This is a genomic window from Streptomyces sp. NPDC091412 (genome assembly GCF_044756885.1).
GTDB lineage: Bacteria > Actinomycetota > Actinomycetes > Streptomycetales > Streptomycetaceae > Streptomyces.
Map to the genome: position 1 here is coordinate 25351 of NZ_JBIVTV010000027.1, position 17632 is coordinate 42982.

Sequence of the window (17632 nt, forward strand, 5' to 3'; positions counted from 1 at the left end):
GCGGCAGGAGACCTCCGTTCCGGTACGCCCGTGGGAGCGGGCGTACGGCGGTGTGTCAGCCGGCCAGCACCTCCGCCAGCACCCGCGCCGCCCGCTCGACGTCCGCGAACCCGACGTAGAGCGGGGTGAAGCCGAAGCGCAGGACGTCGGGGTGCCGGAAGTCGCCGACCACGCCGCGTTCGATCAGCCGCCTCATCACGTCCCCGGCGTCCGGGCAGCGCAGGGCCACCTGGCTGCCCCGCTCCTCGTGGACCGCCGGGGTCAGGGACTCCACGCGTCCGGCGGGGACGTACTCGGCGACGCACTCCAGGAAGAAGTCCGTCAGCGCCAGGGACTTGGCGCGTACGGCCTCGATCGGCACCCCGTCCCAGACGTCCAGCGCCGCCTCCAGGGCGAGCAGAGAGAGGATGTCGGGGGTGCCGACCCGGCCGCGGAGCGCGCCCCCCGCCGGTTCGTACTCGGGCCGCATGCCGAAGGGCTCGACATGCGAGTTCCAGCCGGGCAGCGGGGAGTCGAAGCGGTCCTGCACATCGCCGCGGACGTACAGGAAGGCCGGTGAACCCGGGCCGCCGTTCAGGTACTTGTAGGTGCACCCGACCGCCAGGCGCACCCCGTGCTCGTCCAGCCCCACCGGCAGGGCGCCCGCGCTGTGGCACAGGTCCCAGACGGCGTACGCGCCCGCCGCGTGCACCGCGGCGGTCAGGGACGGCAGGTCGTGCAGCCGGCCGGTGCGGTAGTCGACGTGGTTCAGCAGGACCGCGGCGGTGCGCGGGGTCAGCGCCCCGGGCACCTCGGCCGGCGTCACCGGGCGCAGCGCGCAGCCCGTCATCCGGGCCGCCGACTCCGCGATGTACCCGTCCGTGGGGAACGTCGTCGCGTCGACCACGATCTCGTCCCGGTCATCGCCGCCGCTCTCCTCCCGGGCCATCCGGACCGCCGCCACCAGCGCCTTGAACACGTTGACGCTGGTCGAGTCGCCCACCACGACCTGGCCCGGCGCGGCCCCGACCAGCGGGGCGATCCGGTCACCGACCCGCTCGGGCGCGGTCCACCAGCCGCTCTCCGTCCAGGAACGGATGCGCAGCTCGCCCCACTGGCGGCGTACGACGTCGGTGATCCGGTCCGGGACGTTCGCCGGGAGCGCGCCCAGCGAGTTGCCGTCCAGGTAGACGCCCCCGTCAAGGACGAACCGGTCGCGCAGCCCGGCGAGTTCGTCGGCGGCGTCCAGCTTCTCCGCTCGGATGGCCGACTCAGACATGGGACCTCGCCGTCCACAGCTCGGGGAAGACGTTCTTCCGGGCCCGCTTCTCCAGCCAGGCCACCCCGGCGGAGCCGCCCGTGCCGGGCTTGGCGCCCATCGCGCGGCGGGTGGCGACGAGGTGGTCGTTGCGCCAGCGCCACACCAGTTCGGCGACATCGGTCAACGCCTCGCCGAGCCGGGCGAGTTCGTCGTCCTGTTCACCGGAGTAGAGGGCCGCCCAGACGGCCTCGACCTCCTCGCTGGGCTCGTAGCGCAGCGACACGTCACGGCGCAGCACCGCGTCCGGGACCGCGTACCCGCGCCGGGCGAGCAGCCGCAGCACCTCGTCGTACAGGCTCGGCTCGTGCAGCGCCTTCTCCAGTTCCGCGTGGACGCGGGGGGCGCCGCGGTGCGGAACGAGCATCGAGGCGGACTTGTCGCCGAGCAGGAACTCCATGCGGCGGTACATCGCCGACTGGAAACCGGAGCCCTCGCCGAGGGCGCCGCGGTAGCTGTTGAACTGGGCCGGAGTGAGCGCGGCGAGCGGCTTCCAGGAGGCGTTCAGCGCCTGCAGCTCCCGTGCGGACCGCTTCAGCGCGGCGACCGCCGTCGGCACGTCGTCCGAGCGCAGGGCACCGGCAGCGGTCTCCCACTCGTGGACGATGACCGTGAACCACAGCTCCATCACCTGGGTGGTGACCAGGAAGACCATCTCTCCGGGGTCGTCGGAGAGGGTGTGCTGGAGGTGGGTGAGCACGTCCGCCCGGACGTAGTCCTCGTACGGCGTCGTGCCTGCGAAGTCGAGATGCGGGGTCTCGGGCTCAGGGACCTCAGCCGGCTGAGGGATCGGGTGAGCCGGTTGGGACATCGCTGTCTCCTGTTGTACTCCGGGTAGCGGTCCGCCCCTGCCGATGCCGGCACGGGGGCCCCGGTCCCCACCCGCATCCTGCGCATCACGTGGACAGATCGCAAGGCCCGCCCGGTCGCACGGGCGGGCCTCACACTCGTACGGGGTCAGCCCAGCGTCCGCGCGGCCGCCTCCGAGGAGTCCTTCAGGAACTGCGTGCAGCGCTCGTACTCCTCCTGCTCGCCGATCGCCTGCGCGGCGCGCGCGAGGGCGTGCAGGGCGCGCAGGAAGCCGCGGTTGGGCTCGTGCTCCCAGGGGACCGGACCATGGCCCTTCCAGCCGCTGCGGCGCAGGGCGTCCAGACCGCGGTGGTAGCCCGTACGGGCGTACGCGTACGACTCCACGGCCGCCCCCCGCTCGAAGGCGTCGTCGGCCAACTGCGCCCAGGCCAGCGACGACGCCGGGTACCGCCCGGCCACCTCGGCCGGCGAGGTCCCCTTCGCGAGGAGCTCGCGGGGCTCGGGGTCGTCGGGGAGGTGCGTGGGCGGCGGACCGCCCAGGAGGTTCTCGTGAATGGTCATGGGGTCCAGTCTGCTGCATGGTCCGTGATCGGTGACGGCTGCTACCCGCCGTCGCGGAACGGCCCCTTCCACGGCTCACGAGGCCGGACCGGTACCGGAGGCCGCACCACCCCCGCGGCCCGTCTCCAGCGGCGGTGTCGTCACGCTGCCGTGGGTGCGGCACTCGGGCCGGCGGCAGCCCGGAGCCGGGCGGCGGACGGTCGTGAAGGCGAGGACCGCCCCCACCACCAGGACGGCCGCGCAGATGGGCATGGCCCGGCGGAAAGCGGCGTCGAAGGCGTCCGCCGAGCGGTACGCCTCCGGGCCCATCCCGGCCAGCAGCGGGAGGGCGGCCACCGCGATCAGGCCGGCCGCGCGGGCGGCGGCATTGTTGATGCCGCTGGCCAGTCCGGCGCGGGAGGTGTCCACCGAGGCGAGCACGGTGGCGGTGAGCGGGGCGACCAGGGTGACCATCCCCGCGCCCATGACCAGCAGGGCCGGCAACACGTCCGTGAGGTAGTCCGCCCCCTTGCCGACCCGCAGCATCAGCAGCATCGCCACCGCGCACAGCAGCGGCCCGGCGGTGAGCGGCAGGCGCGGTCCGATGCGGTCGGCGAGGGCGCCCGAGCGGGCCGAGAACAGCAGCATGAGGGCGGTCGTGGGGAGCAGGGCGGTGCCCGCCTCCAGCGGTGAGTAGCCGGCCACCACCTGGAGTTGCAGGGCGGTGAGGAAGAAGAAGCCGCCGAACGCCGCGTACACGCACAGGGTGACCAGGTTGACGGCGGTGAACTGGCGGGAGGCGAAGATGTCCGGCGGCATCATCGGATCGCGGCGGTGCTTCTCCACGTACACGAAGGCGACGGCGGCGAGCACGCCCGCGACGGCGGTCAGGGCGACGGCCACGGTGCCGTTGCGGGCCTCGATCAGGGCGTACGTCACCAGGGCCAGGGACAGGGCGCCGAGGGCCGCGCCCAGGACGTCGAAGCGGCCGTGGGCGGTGCCCCCGCTGGACTCGGGGACATGGCGCACGGCGATGGGAGCGCAGACCAGGGCCAGCGGGACGTTGAGCAGGAACACCCAGCGCCAGCCGGGCCCGGCCACCAGCCAGCCGCCGAGGAACGGGCCGACGGCCGCGCCGATGCCGCCGAATCCGGACCACAGGCCCACGGCCCTGCCCCGGTCGTCCGGGTGGAAGGAGGCCTGGATGAGGGCGAGCGAGCCGGGGGTGAGGAGGGCGCCGCCGATCCCTTGCAGGGCGCGGGCGGCGACGAGGATGCCCGCGTTCGGGGCGAGGCCGCACAGCAGGGAGGCGGTGGCGAACCAGACGACGCCGAGCACGAAGATCCTGCGGCGGCCGTAGCGGTCGCCGAGCGAGCCGCCGAGGAGGATCAGGCCGGCCAGGGTGACCATGTAGGCGTTGACCGTCCACTGGAGCGCGGCGAGGTTCGCGTCCAGGTCGCGGCCGATGCGGGGCAGGGCGACGTTGACGACGGTCGAGTCCAGCATGGCCATGCTGGAGCCGAGCACGGTGGTGAGCAGGATCCAGCGCCCGGTGGGGCTGGAGATCCTCACGGCGGGGGCGTGCTGTGCGGTGACCGCCATGAGGGGATCATCCCGCGCCGGGCGGCTCCGGGCCAGAGGAAGGACGGGCGGCCCGCGGACGGACGAACGTCCTGCGGACGGACGAACGGACGACGGGCCCGGTGCCGAGGCACCGGGCCCGTCGCGGGGAACCGGGAGTTACTTGATCTTCGTGCCGGTCGAGCGGAGGTTGCCGCAGGCCTCCAGCACGCGCTTGGCCATCGACGTCTCGGCCAGCTTGCCCCAGGTGCGCGGGTCGTAGGTCTTCTTGGAGCCGACCTCGCCGTCGACCTTGAGGACGCCGTCGTAGTTCTTGAACATGTGGTCGGCCACGGGACGCGTGAAGGCGTACTGGGTGTCGGTGTCGATGTTCATCTTCACCACGCCGTTCTCCAGCGCCGTGCGGATCTCCTCCTCCGTGGAGCCGGAGCCGCCGTGGAAGACGAAGTCGAACGGCTGGCTGCCGGCCGGGCGGCCGAACTTCGCCGCGACGCCCTCGTTCAGCTCCTTGAGCAGGTCGGGGCGGAGCACGACGTTGCCCGGCTTGTAGACGCCGTGCACGTTGCCGAAGGACGCGGCCAGCAGGTAGCGGCCCTTGTCGCCCAGGCCCAGGGCCTCGGCGGTGCGGATCGCGTCGTCGACCGTGGTGTACAGCTTGTCGTTGATCTCGTGGGTGACGCCGTCCTCCTCGCCACCGGTCGGGGTGATCTCGACCTCGAGGATGATCCTGGCGGCGGCGGTGCGGACGAGCAGCTCCTGGGCGATCGCCAGGTTGTCGGCGAGGGTCTCCGCGGAGCCGTCCCACATGTGGGACTGGAACAGCGGGTTGCGGCCGCCCTTGACGCGCTCCTCGGAGATCGCGATCAGCGGACGCACGTACCCGTCGAGCTTGTCCTTCGGGCAGTGGTCGGTGTGCAGCGCGATGTTGACGGGGTACTTCTCGGCGACGATGTGCGCGTACTCGGCCAGGGCGACGGCGCCGGTGACCATGTCCTTGCTGTACTGGCCGCCCAGGAACTCCGCACCACCCGTGGAGATCTGGACGATGCCGTCGCTCTCCGCCTCCGCGAAGCCGCGCAGGGCCGCGTGCAGGGTCTGGGAGGAGGTGACGTTGATGGCCGGGTAGGCGAACTTGCCTGCCTTCGCCCGGTCGAGCATCTCGTTGTAGATCTCGGGGGTTGCGATGGGCATCTGTCCGCTCCTTGTATGTGCGGGGTGCGTTCTGCGTACTTACGGCCCTGACCTAGGGAGTGACGTCATCGTCGGCCCCATCTTCGCAGACGTTGACGGATGTGTCGGACACCCTGCCCGGCCGGTGGACGACCGGGTCGCGCGACACGGACTCGGGGCCGTCTCAGTCCAGTCCCAGCTCGTCCTTCGAGTACGCGAAGACGTACGGCACACCGGCGCCCTCACTGATCTTCTGGGCCGCGCCCGTGGCCCGGTCGACGATCGTCGCCACGGCGACCACCTCGGCGCCGGCCTCGCGCACCGCCTCGACGGCGGCGAGCGGAGAGCCGCCCGTGGTGGAGGTGTCCTCCACCACCAGGACGCGGCGGCCCCTGATCTCCGGGCCCTCCACGCGCCGTTGCAGACCGTGGGCCTTGGCGGCCTTGCGGACCACGAAGGCGTCCAGCCTGCGCCCGCGCGCGGCGGCGGCGTGCAGCATCGAGGCCGCGACCGGGTCGGCGCCCATCGTCAGGCCGCCCACCGCGTCGAAGTCGAAGTCGGCGGTCAGGTCCAGGAGCACCTGACCGACCAGCGGAGCCGCCTCACCGTCGAGGGTGACGCGGCGCAGGTCGACGTAGTAGTCGGCCTCCAGGCCGGACGACAGCGTCACCCTGCCGTGCACCACGGCCTTGTCCTTGATCTGCTGCAGCAGCTCGCCGCGAACGTCGCTCATGACAGCCAGCTTAAGCGCGGCGCCAGGTCCAGGTCGTCGAGGCCTCCAGCGGTTCCAGCGGGGTGACCAGGCGCGGGAGGGTGTTCAGTCCGTCGGGCGGACCGGTCTGCGGTTCCACGCACACGGCGGGCTGCTGCTCGTCGTAGACGACGACCCACTCCTCACGGCTGGTCACCCTCAGCTCCAGCTGGCCGGGCCAGGTGAGCGTGACGTCGACGCCGCCGGGCATGCCGAAGCAGTCGTCCCAGGGACCGGGCTTGGGCTCGACACGGTGACCGGTGGGCAGGTGGTCGTCACCGCGCTCCTCCTGCCAGGCGGGCCGGAAGTCGACGCGGACGTCCTGGGCGCCGGCTCCCCCGAGGTTGCGCTGGAACCACGGGTGCCAGCCGATCTGCGCCGGGAAGGACGACTCGTACGTCTCCACGGACATCGTCAGGGTCAGGGCGTCCTCGGTCAGGGTGACGGCCTGGGTGACGCGGCCGGAGTAGGGCCAGGGGTCGACCAGGTCGTACGTGATCACCGCCTCGCCCGCCGAGGTGCGGGCGGTGCGCCAGGCGCCGTCGCGGGCGGTGCCGTGGATGGCGTGCGGTGGGGAGTTGAGCGGCATCTGGTGGACGGTGGCGCCGTCCCGGAAGCGGCCGTCACGGACCCTGCCGCACCAGGGGACCATCGGGAAGCAGCCGAACCGCTCTCCCTGGCGGAGCAGTTCGAGGCCACCGACCCGCAGACTCCCGACGCGCCCGCCGTTCCCCGGCTGCACGACCGCTTCCGCGTCGCCCGCGGTCAGCGTGATGTCTTCGTTACTCACCCCACGAGGCTACTTGGCCGATCAAGACGGCGTTCCGCAACGCGGTCGAGCGGATGGGCCGCGCGCGGTGGGAGAACCAGGACTGGGGCGGTGGGGGGAACAGGACTGGGGCATCACCGGGGCGGCCCGGCGGAGACGGTCGGCGGGGCGGGAACGGGGGCGTGACGCCCGCCGGGGCGGCGCCGAGCGACGGCGTCGGAGAGTCCGGCCCATGACGATCACGGAGAGTGGGTCTGGCAGAACGGTCGACGGCGCGGGAACGGGCGCGTAACGGCCACGGGGGCGGGGCCGGGCGCCGCTCAATGACGTCGTCTCAGGGCCCGGCCCACGACGATCACCGACGCCACCACCAATGCCGCAGCGGGCGCCGCCCAGCGGGGCGTGGGCCCGGAAGCGGTGACAGGAGCAGGAACGGGGGGCGCCCAATGGAGGCTGGGCCCGGCGGAGACGGTCGGCGGAAGGGGGACAGGGGCCCCACGCCCTCGGGGCGGAGCCGGAGGCCGCTCAACGACGGTGCCGCAAAGCCCAGCCCACGACAATCGCCGACGCCACCACCAGCGCCGCCGCAGGTGCCGCCCACCGGAGGGTGGGCCCGGCAGAGGCGGTCAGCGGAACGGGGCCCAACGCCCTCGGGCGAGGACGGGCTCCGCTCAGCGACGGCGCCTCAGGACCCGGCCCACGACGATCACCGACGCCACCACCAGCGCCGCCGCAGGTGCCGCCCACCGAAGGGTGGGCCGGCAGAGGCGGTCAGCGGAACGGGGCCCAACGCCCTCGGGCGAGGACGGGCTCCGCTCAGCGACGGCGCCTCAGGACCCGGCCCACGACGATCACCGACGCCACCACCAGCGCCGCCGCAGGTGCCGCCCACCGAAGGGTGGGCCCGGCAGAGACGGTGAGCGGGGCGGGGACAGGGGCGTAACGGCCGCGGGGCGGAGCGTGGTCCACCTCCTCGGCGCTGCGCCCGATCATCGTGCGCCGCGCGTGCGCCGCCTCGGCGGGCGGCTCGGCGGCCTCGGCGAAGTCCTCGGAGACGGGGGGCTCGTCGTCCTCGTCCTCCTCGTCGGCCAGCGGGTCGAGGGCGGAGGGCGGAACCTCGGCGTCGAAGACGGAACCGCGCCCGCCCGGCCCGGCCGGGTGCGCCTCGCCTTCGTTCCCGAGCGGCGGGGCCGGGGCATCGTCCGCGTCCGGAGTGGCCTCGAAGTCACCACTCGCCAACGGAGCGAAGTCCTCGGTCGCCTCATCGGCCAGCCCCACGACACCATGGACCCCGGGCACCTCGGGCCCGGCGTCCCGCGACTCGGAGGCTTCCGCCTCGGGAGCCGCCGCCTCGGAGGCTTCCGCCTCGACGCCACCCGCCCCGGCGGCAGCCGTCCCGGCGGCCTCCTCCTCAGCGCCGTCCGATCCAGCGGCGGACGACTCGGGCCCCTCCGCCCCTCGGCCCACCGGCTCAACACCATCCGACCCGGCGGCAGCCGGTCCCGTGGACAGGTTTTCCGCGAAGCGGTTCAGGAGGCGGGTCGTGGCCGTGTGTACGGAGTCCGGGGGCAACTCGGTGACGCGGCCTTCGGCGGAGGCCGTGCCCTCGAAGGTGAGGGTGGAGCCGTCGTCGGTGTCGCGGAGGCGGAGCGTGAGCGCGAGTTTCACCGAGCCGGTGCCGCGGGACTCGGTCGCGTCGCCCTCGACGGCGTAGGAGCCGTCGTCGAGCGCACGGACGCGCAGCGTGCCGCGGTAGGTGATGGAGTGACCGCCGATCCGCATCTTGAGCCGGCCGCTGACGGGCTCACCGCCCGCGTCCTGCTGGAGCCCGGGAACCGCCCGGGCAACCCGCGCGGGATCGGCGAGCGCCCTCCGCAGCCGCCGAACCGGAACCGGAACGAACACCTCGTGCTCCATGTCAGCCGAGGGTACCCAGTGCCGCCCCCGATTACCCTCCCCTCGCCCAGAACCCGTCCCCCCACCCACCGCACATGCCGAGGGCAGACCCTGGTCAGTCCGCGTACCGGGGGTGGACCAGCGTCGAGGGCGGAAGGCCGGGAACACGGGTGCGGGCCGCGTCGCGGGCGGCCGCAGCGAGCGACGCCGTCGTCAGCGTGCGAGGAGCGGGGGCCCGCGGGTCCAGGCGGAGGGCGGGCGGCATACGGGCCGCCAGGACGAACCCCCAGTCGCGGGGGGCACGCAGGGCGCCGGCCGTGCGATCGGGCCCGGCCGCGAAGCCGGCGTCGCGGCCGTCCACGCGGTACGGCAGGGTGCGCAGTCCGGCGGCCCGGACCGTGGCCTCCACCGTCCAGAACACCCGGGGCCGGGAGGAGACCGGCCCGGCGTGCACCACCAGCCGCCCGCCGGGCGCCAGGGTCCGCCGGGCCAGGCCGTAGAACTCCTGCGCGTACAGCTTCGTGCTCGCCGTGATGCCCGGATCGGGCAGGTCCTCGATCACCACGTCGTACGCCGCCGCCGGCACCCCGCGCAGCCAGTCGAAGGCGTCGGCGGTGCTCACGTGCACACGCCGGTCGTCGAAGGCGTGCTCGTCCAGCCCGGCCAGTACCGGGTCGTCGCGCGCCAGCCGGACGAGGGCCGGGTCGCGCTCGACGACGTCCACCCGCTCCACGCCGGGGTGCCGCAGCACCTCGCGCGCGGCGAGCCCGTCGCCGCCGCCGAGGATCAGCACCCGCGCGTGCGGCCCGGTCATCGCGGGGTGGACCAGCGCCTCGTGGTAGCGGCGCTCGTCGCGGCCGCTGACCCGCAGCCGCCCGTCGAGGAACAGGCGCAGCGGGCGGCCCCGGCCGCCGCCGGTGAGGACCACCTCCTGCTCGCCGGTCCGCAGCGCCACCCGGACGTCCCCGCCGTACATCGCCTGCCGCGCGGCCCGTTCGAAGTCGCCGACCAGGGCGGTGAGGGAGGCGAGCAGACCGAGCACGACGAGGTTGGCGACGATCAGCAGCCAGCGGCCGCGCGGGGTCAGGTCCCGCGGGAACAGGCCGAGCACGAGGACGCCGCCCGCCACGGCGTTGACGGCGCCGGTCACCAGCGCCCCGGTCAACTGCCCCAGCAGCGGCAGCAGGAGGAACGGGAAGGCGAGCCCGCCGACGAGTGCGCCCACGTAGTCCGCCGCGAACAGGTCGGCGACGGCGCCGCCCGCGTCCTGGCGGCGGATCCGCTGGATCAGCTCCATCAGCAGCGGTACTTCCGCCCCGATCAGCAGGCCGATGGCCAGGGAGAAGGCGACCAGCAGACAGCGCGGGCCGTCCGCCCACATGCCGCCCCAGCCGCCGGTCCAGGCGAACACCGCGTACAGCGCCATGGCACTGCACCCGCCGACCAGCGCGAGCGTCGCCTCGATCGCGCCGAAGGCGAGGGCGGCGTGCCGGCGCAGCCGCTTCGCGGCGAGCGAGCCGATGCCCATCGCGAACACCATGACGGACAGCACGATCGACGCCTGGGTGACCGAGTCGCCGATCAGGTACGAGGCCAGGGCCACGAGTTCGAGCTCGTACACGAGTCCGCAGGCCGCGCAGACGAAGACACCCGCGAGGACGAGGAACCGGCCGGTTCCCGGCCGGACGGGCAGTCGCGCGGGGCCGCTGAAGGGCGGCGCCGCGCCGGTCGGGGCCGGGGCGTGCGGTTCGATCACACCTGTGACGTTACGTCACATCTGCGGGACGCTTCGTCACCCACACTTGTGGAAAAGAAAGTTGTGGCGCTGCGCAGGTTTACCCGCGCTCACCTCGCTCCGGCCAGCGCGGAGCGGCGTACCCCCACCCTGGTCCGGGTCGCCACCAACTGGCCGTCCTGCGGGTAGGCGTGCCAGGTCCGCCAGTGCACCTGGCCCTCGTGCCACTGCGCCAGCATCGCGGTGAACGCGTTCGGGCTGCCCGGGAAGACCCCCGCGAGACCATGCGGATGGTCGGAGACGAGGGCCAGCAGTTCCTGGGCGCGGCCGGTGAACGACCCCGGCGAGAGGAACTCGACGCGGGCGGCGAACTCGTACTCCCAGTCGTCGGCCCGCTTGGCGACGCCGAGCGGCAGGGGTGTGCTGGAGCCCGGGATGCACGCCACGGTCTCCGAACAGCTTCCCCGCTCCTCCTCCAGGAGCACCTGGTGGGACGCGCCGAGGAGTCTCAACTGGACTTTCGCGCCGGTCAGTTCGAGGTCCAGGGTGGCAAGTGCGGGCAGCGGCTCGCGCCCCAGGGCCCAGGCGAGGTCGGCCGCGCGCGTGTCGGTGTAGGAGGTGTTCAGGGTCGTGAGCATGGATCGGCTCCGCTAGCACGCAAAGAAAAAGAAGGGAGGAACGGGCCGGCACGCCCCGGTGGGCACGGGGACAACGGCCCGGCTCAGCCGAGCTCGGGAGGGGGGTGTGCGAGACGTCCGAGGGGCTGCGTCGGTAGAGGCAATCATGAACAGCGGTTCTGCCACAGGGTTTTTACCCAACTTCGTGCGGTTTCCATCCCTCAGAGGGCTCCACAGCTCAACTGTTCAACCCTGGCAGGTGCGAGGGCGTACGCGTGGGGCCGGCGCACCCGCCGGAGACTGCCTCCCGACGGGCGCCGGCCCGGATGCGGTTCCCCCACGGAACTCGGCTGCCCCGTCTCAACTGCCCGGATCAGTTGCCTCCCCCGCATCCGCCCCCGCACGACGACCCTCCGCCGCACGAGGAGTTCCCCCCGCAGGAGTGACCCCCACACGAGTGGTGACCCCCTCCCGAGTGACCCCCTCCCGAGTGATGGCCGCCGCCGGACGAGCACGTACTGGTGCCGCCCTCCGACCCGGCCCACCAGCCGGCGCCCCCGCCGCTCGCGCTGCCCCCGACCGACCCCGTGCGCCGGCCTCGGTACGACTTGGCGTACCGGTCGCGGTGGGCCCTGCGGCGCCCCGCCGCCACGGCGGTCACGCACAGCACCGCGATCACCGCCAGGACGATGCCCGGAACCATGGCGTCCTCCCTCCGATCCCCGGGGCCCGCCGACCGCGCCCGAGCCCGTTCCCCGGACGCCGCCGGACACTCCCGGGGCGTTCGCCGAAGCGACCCCCCGTGGGCGCCTCGCAGCGTGCCCGGGAGATGCCCGGCCACCGGAGCGGCCAAAGCACACTTGAGGAACTCCAGAGCTTGGACGGAGGATGGCCGGCATGACCTCCAGCGCACGCCCGCTCCTCAACCGCCGGCTCGCCGAGTTCGGGACGACGATCTTCGCCGAGATGTCCGCGCTCGCCGTACGGACCGGGTCGATCAACCTGGGGCAGGGATTCCCCGACACCGACGGCCCCGAGGAGGTCCGGGAGGCGGCCGTCCGCGCCCTGCGCGACGGGCGGGGCAACCAGTATCCGCCGGGCCCGGGCATCCCCGAGCTGCGCACGGCGGTCGCGGAGCACCAGCTGCGGCGGTACGGGCTCTCCTACGACCCGGACACGGAGGTGCTGGTCACGGCGGGCGCCACCGAGGCGATCGCGGCGGCGCTGCTCGCGCTGCTGGAGCCCGGCGACGAGGTGATCGCCCTGGAGCCGTACTACGACTCCTACGCCGCCTGCATCGCCATGGCGGGCGGGAAGCGGGTGCCGGTGACGCTCCGGCCGCACCACGGGGAGGATGCCGGGTTCCGGCTCGACCTGGACGAGCTGCGCGACGCGGTGACCCCGCGGACCCGGCTGCTGCTCCTGAACACCCCGCACAATCCGACCGGCACCGTCCTCACCCGCCCCGAACTGGCCGAGATCGCACGGCTCGCCGTCGAGCACGACCTGCTCGTGGTGACGGACGAGGTGTACGAGCACCTGGTGTACGACGACGCCGAGCACATCCCGCTCGCCACCTTCCCCGGCATGCGCGAACGCACGGTCTGCATCTCGTCTGCGGGCAAGACGTTCTCGTTCACGGGCTGGAAGGTCGGCTGGGTCACCGCCGCCGCTCCCCTGGTCACGGCGGTCCGCTCGGCCAAGCAGTTCCTGACCTACGTGAGCGCCGGGCCGTTCCAGTACGCGGTCGCCGAGGCGCTCGCCCTCCCCGGCAGCCACTTCACCGGCTTCCGCGAGGACCTGCGCGCCAAGCGCGACCTGCTCGCCACCGGCCTGACCGAGGCGGGCTTCGAGGTCTTCCGCCCCCGGGGCACGTACTTCATCACCACCGACATCGCCCGGCTCGGCGAGAAGGACGGCATCGCCTTCTGCCGGGCCCTGCCCGAACGCTGCGGCGTCGTCGCCATCCCCAACGCGGTCTTCTACGACGACCGGGAGGCGGGCCGCACCCAGGTACGCTTCGCCTTCTGCAAGCGTACCGATACGTTGCGCGAAGCAATCGACAGGCTGTCTGACCTGAGGAAACGCCTCTAACAGCGTGGGCCCCGAACGGCACCACGGGGGAGACGCGCAGGCGGGGCCGGCTCTGTGGGGCTCAGTGCTTGCGCGGCTGGACAGGCGCCCGGGTGACAGCGTTGCGCCACCACCACAGCCCATTGCAGGTTGCCTGGACGAGGTTGAAGAAGGCCCCGCACTGCGCCACCAAACTCTCCGGCCTTGATGGCGTCGACCAGCGTGGTCCACTGGCCGGGCGTCATGGTGACGATGATGTCGGGCCGCTCGCGCCATGACTGCGATCAGCGCTGCGGCGAAGCGATCAGCGAGGACTCGAACTGTGGAACCGGCGTCGCCGCCACCGGAAAAGCGGGGTGCACAGCACAGACCACGCAAATGTCACGGTCAGGAACTTGAAGGCGTTGCGCGGAACCAAGTCAGTCCAACCGGTGATCACCGCGAAGAAGGCAGTGGAAGCCACCCACCAGACGCTGAACAGCAGCCAGTTGATCAGCAGCTCCTGCCACCAGGGGCGGGTACTCAGCCATTCCCTCATGGCGGCCATCATGCACGATCAGCCGCAAGGCGACTCCAGCGAGTCGCCGGCAGAGGCGGGCCGGATGGCTCACCAGCGGGTCGGCCCGGACGGACGTCCTGCACGAGGCCGTGTCCCGCCTCCGGAGCCTGTGAGCCGGGCTGCGCGCGGGTCCCGGTCCGCACGGCCCCGGATGGAGCGCGGGCCCGGCTGCGCACAGCGAAGAGCCCGGTCCCGGTACGCGGCCAGTGATGGCCTGCGTCCCGGGCCGGGCTCCCGTCCGGCTACGGCACGTATCCGCGCGCGCTCACGTGGGCACGCCGTGCGTGACCGCCGCGGAACTACTCCTCGTCGTCGTCCCCGGGCTGGTCCGCCTCGTTGACGTCCTGCTCGAGGCCGAGCTGCTCGACGAGCCACCGGTCGAACTCGATGGCGGCCCGCACCCAGCTGACCGTCGAGGAGACGAAGTGCTCCAGGCTCACGCCCATGCCGATCAGCATCTGCGCCTCGCCGATGAGGCGGACGGTGCCGTCGTCGTGGGTGTGGCTGTACACCTTGGGCCACAGGGTGCGCCGGTTCCAGTCGTCGATGGACTCCAGCAGCTGCGGCTTCTCGTCGATCTTGTGGGGCCGGTCGTAGAACGTCCGCACCGAGAAGACCTGCTGGTCGCCCTCTCCGCGGAACATGAAGTACGTACGGAACTGCTCCCACGGCGCCGCGAGGTCGCCCTCGTCGTCGACGACGTACTTGAGCTCCATCTGGTCCAGGAGCTGCTTCACGAGGTCCTGATCCGGGACGACGGGGCCCGCCGCTCCCTGGGGCTGCGGCTCGGGCTGGCCCCCGAAGTTCGGAATCGAGGACGGGTCGATGCTCACCGTGTTTTTCCCTTCGTACGGATCTCGCCATCCTCCCTCATGCAGGGAGGGGGGTGGCAAGCCCTCCGGGAGGCTGTCAGCCCTGGGCTGACACGATCCGGCCGCCAGGTGGACGTCCGGCAAACGGAGGTGGGAGGTCATGACGCGGACACGGGACGGGACGAAGGGACCGCACGCCCTTCCTCGCCGCCTTCGCGGGCATCGTGCTGTCCGCCTCCGAGTACCCAATGAGCGCCGGACCCACGGAGATCTCCGCACCGGCCCCGACGCGGTTCCCGGCGTTCACGGTGTGACGCGGTCCGCCACCCACCGTGGTGGCGGACCGCGCCGGGGCTCACAGCGTCTTGCCGGTCGCCGGGCCCACCAGCAGGCCCTCGCCGAAGCGGTCGACGCGGACCGTGTCGCCGTCCTTGATCTCGCCGGCCAGGATCTCCTTGGCGAGGCGGTCGCCGATGGCGGTCTGGACCAGGCGCCGCAGCGGGCGGGCGCCGTAAGCCGGATCCATGCCCTCCTCGGCGAGCCAGGCCAGGGCGTCGGGGGTGACGATCAGGGTCAGCCGGCGCTCCGCCAGGCGGCGGGCGAGCCGGTCGATCTGGAGCCCGGCGATCCGGCTCAGTTCCTCCTTCGTCAGGGCCGAGAAGACCACCAGGTCGTCCAGCCGGTTGAGGAACTCCGGCTTGAAGGAGACCCGGACCGCTTCGAGAACCTGCTCCTTCTTCTCCTCCTCGCTCGTCAGCGGGTCGACCAGGTACTGGCTGCCCAGGTTCGAGGTCAGCACCAGGATGGTGTTGCGGAAGTCGACCGTGCGGCCCTGACCGTCGGTGAGGCGGCCGTCGTCCAGCACCTGCAACAGGATGTCGAAGACCTCCGGGTGGGCCTTCTCCACCTCGTCGAGCAGCACCACGCTGTACGGGCGGCGGCGCACCGCCTCGGTGAGCTGACCGCCCTCCTCGTAGCCGACGTAGCCGGGCGGGGCGCCGACCAGCCGGGCCACGCTGTGCTTCTCGCCGTACTCCGACATGTCGATGCGGACCATGGCGCGTTCGTCGTCGAAGAGGAAGTCTGCGAGCGCCTTGGCGAGTTCGGTCTTGCCCACGCCGGTCGGGCCGAGGAAGAGGAACGAGCCCGTCGGCCGGTCCGGGTCCGCGATACCGGCCCGGCTGCGGCGTACGGCGTCGGAGACGGCCCGCACGGCCTCGGCCTGGCCGATGAGCCGCCTGCCGATCTCCTCCTCCATGCGCAGCAGCTTCTGCGTCTCGCCCTCCAGCAGGCGGCCGGCCGGAATCCCGGTCCAGGAGGCGACCACGTCGGCGATGTCGTCGGGGCCGACCTCCTCCTTGACCATGGTGTCCCTGGCGGCCTCCTCCTCGGCCTGCGAGGCGGCCTCCAACTCCTTCTCCAGGTCGGGGATCTCGCCGTACAGCAGCTTGGAGGCGGTGTCGAAGTCGCCGTCGCGCTGGGCGCGTTCGGCCTGGCCGCGCAGGTCGTCCAGCCGCTCCTTCAGCTCACCGACCCGGTTGAGGGCCTGCTTCTCCTTCTCCCAGCGGGCGGTCAGGCCGCGCAGCTCCTCCTCCTTGTCGGCGAGGTCGCGGCGCAGCTTCTCCAGCCGCTCGCGCGAGGCCGCGTCGGTCTCCTTGTCGAGCGCCAGTTCCTCCATGCGCAACCGGTCGACGCCGCGCTGGAGTTCGTCGATCTCCACCGGGGAGGAGTCGATCTCCATGCGCAGCCGGGAGGCGGCCTCGTCGACGAGGTCGATCGCCTTGTCGGGCAGGAAGCGGGAGGTGATGTACCGGTCGGACAGGGTCGCGGCGGCCACCAGCGCGGAGTCGTTGATCTGCACCTTGTGGTGGGCCTCGTAGCGGCCCTTGAGCCCGCGCAGGATCGCGATGGAGTCCTCCACGCTGGGCTCGGCGACCAGCACCTGCTGGAAGCGCCGCTCCAGCGCCGGGTCCTTCTCGATCCGCTCCCGGTACTCGTCGAGCGTCGTCGCGCCGACCATGCGCAGCTCGCCGCGGGCCAGCATGGGCTTGAGCATGTTGCCGGCGTCCATCGCGGAGTCGCCGCCGGCGCCCGTGCCGACGACGGTGTGCAGCTCGTCGATGAAGGTGATGATCCGGCCGTCGGAGTCCTTGATCTCCGCCAGTACGGTCTTGAGCCGCTCCTCGAACTCGCCGCGGTACTTCGCGCCCGCGACCATCGCCCCGAGGTCCAGCGCCACCAGCCGCTTGTCCTTCAGGGACTCGGGCACGTCGCCCTTGACGATCCGCTGGGCGAGTCCCTCGACGACGGCGGTCTTGCCGACGCCGGGCTCACCGATGAGGACCGGGTTGTTCTTGGTGCGGCGCGACAGCACCTGCACGACGCGGCGGATCTCCTGGTCCCGGCCGATCACCGGGTCGAGGCGGCCCTCGCGCGCCGCCGCGGTGAAGTCCGTGCCGAACTTCTCCAGGGCCTTGTACTGGCCCTCGGGGTCGGGTGTGGTCACCCGGCGTCCTCCCCTCGCCTTCGAGAAGGCGTCCTGAAGCTTCTTGGCGCCGGCGCCCTGGCCGGACAGCACCTCGCCGGCCGCACCGCCCTTCGCGGCGATGCCGATGAGCAGGTGCTCGGTGGACAGGTACTCGTCCCCGAGGTCCCGCGCCCTGCTCTGCGCGTCCGCGATCACGGCGAGCAGCTCGCGGTTGGGCTGCGGCGGCGCGACCGTGGACCCGGTCACGCTGGGCAGGGACGCGAGCACGCGCTCGGTGCCGGAGCGGATGGAGGCCTGATCGGCGTCGACGGCCGACAGCAGGTCGATGATGTTCTCGTTCTCCTGCCCCTCGAGCAGCGCGAGGAGCAGGTGGGCGGGGGTGAGGTCCGGGTGCCCCTCCCGTACGGCCCGGTTGCCGGCCGCGTTGATCGCGTCACGGCTCCTGTTGGTCAGCTCGGCGTCCACGGTCGCTTCTCTCCTCCTTGACGAGCGCTCTCAGCCACATCTCCCAGTGCTGACTCAGTCAGCGTACAC

At 72.5% G+C, this 17632-nt stretch carries 14 protein-coding genes; 1 reads left to right on the top strand and 13 read right to left on the bottom strand.

The window, feature by feature from the left end; translation table 11 throughout:
* Window positions 1-55: 55 nt before the first annotated feature.
* From kynU to ACIQMV_RS35810, 10 genes are all read right to left on the bottom strand, one after another.
* Window positions 56-1258, bottom strand: coding sequence for a kynureninase (kynU, locus tag ACIQMV_RS35765; RefSeq protein ID WP_402597276.1), 1203 nt, complete (start codon window positions 1256-1258; stop codon window positions 56-58).
* Window positions 1251-2108, bottom strand: a complete 858-nt coding sequence (locus tag ACIQMV_RS35770; RefSeq protein WP_141359713.1) for a tryptophan 2,3-dioxygenase family protein — start codon at window positions 2106-2108, stop codon at window positions 1251-1253. The genes kynU and ACIQMV_RS35770 overlap by 8 nt, the downstream gene beginning before the upstream one ends.
* Before the next feature lie 146 nt (window positions 2109-2254).
* Window positions 2255-2668, bottom strand: a complete 414-nt coding sequence (locus ACIQMV_RS35775; protein WP_141359714.1) for a DUF3151 domain-containing protein — start codon at window positions 2666-2668, stop codon at window positions 2255-2257.
* 75 nt (window positions 2669-2743) lie between these two features.
* Window positions 2744-4249, bottom strand: a complete 1506-nt coding sequence (locus tag ACIQMV_RS35780; RefSeq protein WP_402597277.1) for an MFS transporter — start codon at window positions 4247-4249, stop codon at window positions 2744-2746.
* A 138-nt stretch (window positions 4250-4387) separates the two neighbouring features.
* On the bottom strand, window positions 4388-5419 hold the full coding sequence (gene fbaA / locus ACIQMV_RS35785; protein ID WP_141359716.1) for a class II fructose-bisphosphate aldolase: 1032 nt from the start codon (window positions 5417-5419) through the stop codon (window positions 4388-4390).
* 163 nt (window positions 5420-5582) lie between these two features.
* A complete protein-coding gene (gene pyrE / locus ACIQMV_RS35790; protein WP_141359717.1) occupies window positions 5583-6131 on the bottom strand; it encodes an orotate phosphoribosyltransferase in 549 nt (182 codons plus the stop codon).
* Between the two features lie 10 nt (window positions 6132-6141).
* Window positions 6142-6939 carry an aldose 1-epimerase gene (locus ACIQMV_RS35795; protein ID WP_141359718.1) on the bottom strand — a complete coding sequence of 266 codons (798 nt, stop codon included), beginning with the start codon at window positions 6937-6939 and terminating at the stop codon, window positions 6142-6144.
* Between the two features lie 795 nt (window positions 6940-7734).
* Window positions 7735-8835: an SRPBCC domain-containing protein gene (locus ACIQMV_RS35800; RefSeq protein ID WP_402597278.1), complete on the bottom strand. Its 1101-nt coding sequence runs from the start codon at window positions 8833-8835 to the stop codon at window positions 7735-7737.
* A gap of 94 nt (window positions 8836-8929) precedes the next feature.
* The gene (locus tag ACIQMV_RS35805) at window positions 8930-10570 is read right to left on the bottom strand and encodes a polyamine aminopropyltransferase (protein ID WP_402597279.1); all 1641 of its coding nucleotides are present in this window, start codon (window positions 10568-10570) and stop codon (window positions 8930-8932) included.
* An 89-nt stretch (window positions 10571-10659) separates the two neighbouring features.
* Entirely contained in the window at window positions 10660-11187 is a 528-nt protein-coding gene (locus ACIQMV_RS35810; protein WP_402597280.1) for a DUF2617 family protein, read from the bottom strand.
* An 867-nt stretch (window positions 11188-12054) separates the two neighbouring features.
* Here ACIQMV_RS35810 and ACIQMV_RS35815 point away from each other — a divergent pair.
* Window positions 12055-13260, top strand: a complete 1206-nt coding sequence (locus tag ACIQMV_RS35815; protein WP_402597281.1) for a pyridoxal phosphate-dependent aminotransferase — start codon at window positions 12055-12057, stop codon at window positions 13258-13260.
* 283 nt (window positions 13261-13543) lie between these two features.
* Here the strand turns inward: ACIQMV_RS35815 and ACIQMV_RS35820 are convergent, their stop codons facing one another.
* From ACIQMV_RS35820 to clpB, 3 genes are all read right to left on the bottom strand, one after another.
* Window positions 13544-13777 carry a hypothetical protein gene (locus tag ACIQMV_RS35820; protein ID WP_402597282.1) on the bottom strand — a complete coding sequence of 78 codons (234 nt, stop codon included), beginning with the start codon at window positions 13775-13777 and terminating at the stop codon, window positions 13544-13546.
* Between the two features lie 320 nt (window positions 13778-14097).
* A complete protein-coding gene (locus ACIQMV_RS35825; RefSeq protein ID WP_141359725.1) occupies window positions 14098-14631 on the bottom strand; it encodes a YbjN domain-containing protein in 534 nt (177 codons plus the stop codon).
* Window positions 14632-14965: 334 nt separating this feature from the next.
* Window positions 14966-17563 carry an ATP-dependent chaperone ClpB gene (gene clpB, locus ACIQMV_RS35830; RefSeq protein ID WP_402597283.1) on the bottom strand — a complete coding sequence of 866 codons (2598 nt, stop codon included), beginning with the start codon at window positions 17561-17563 and terminating at the stop codon, window positions 14966-14968.
* Window positions 17564-17632 lie beyond the last annotated feature (69 nt).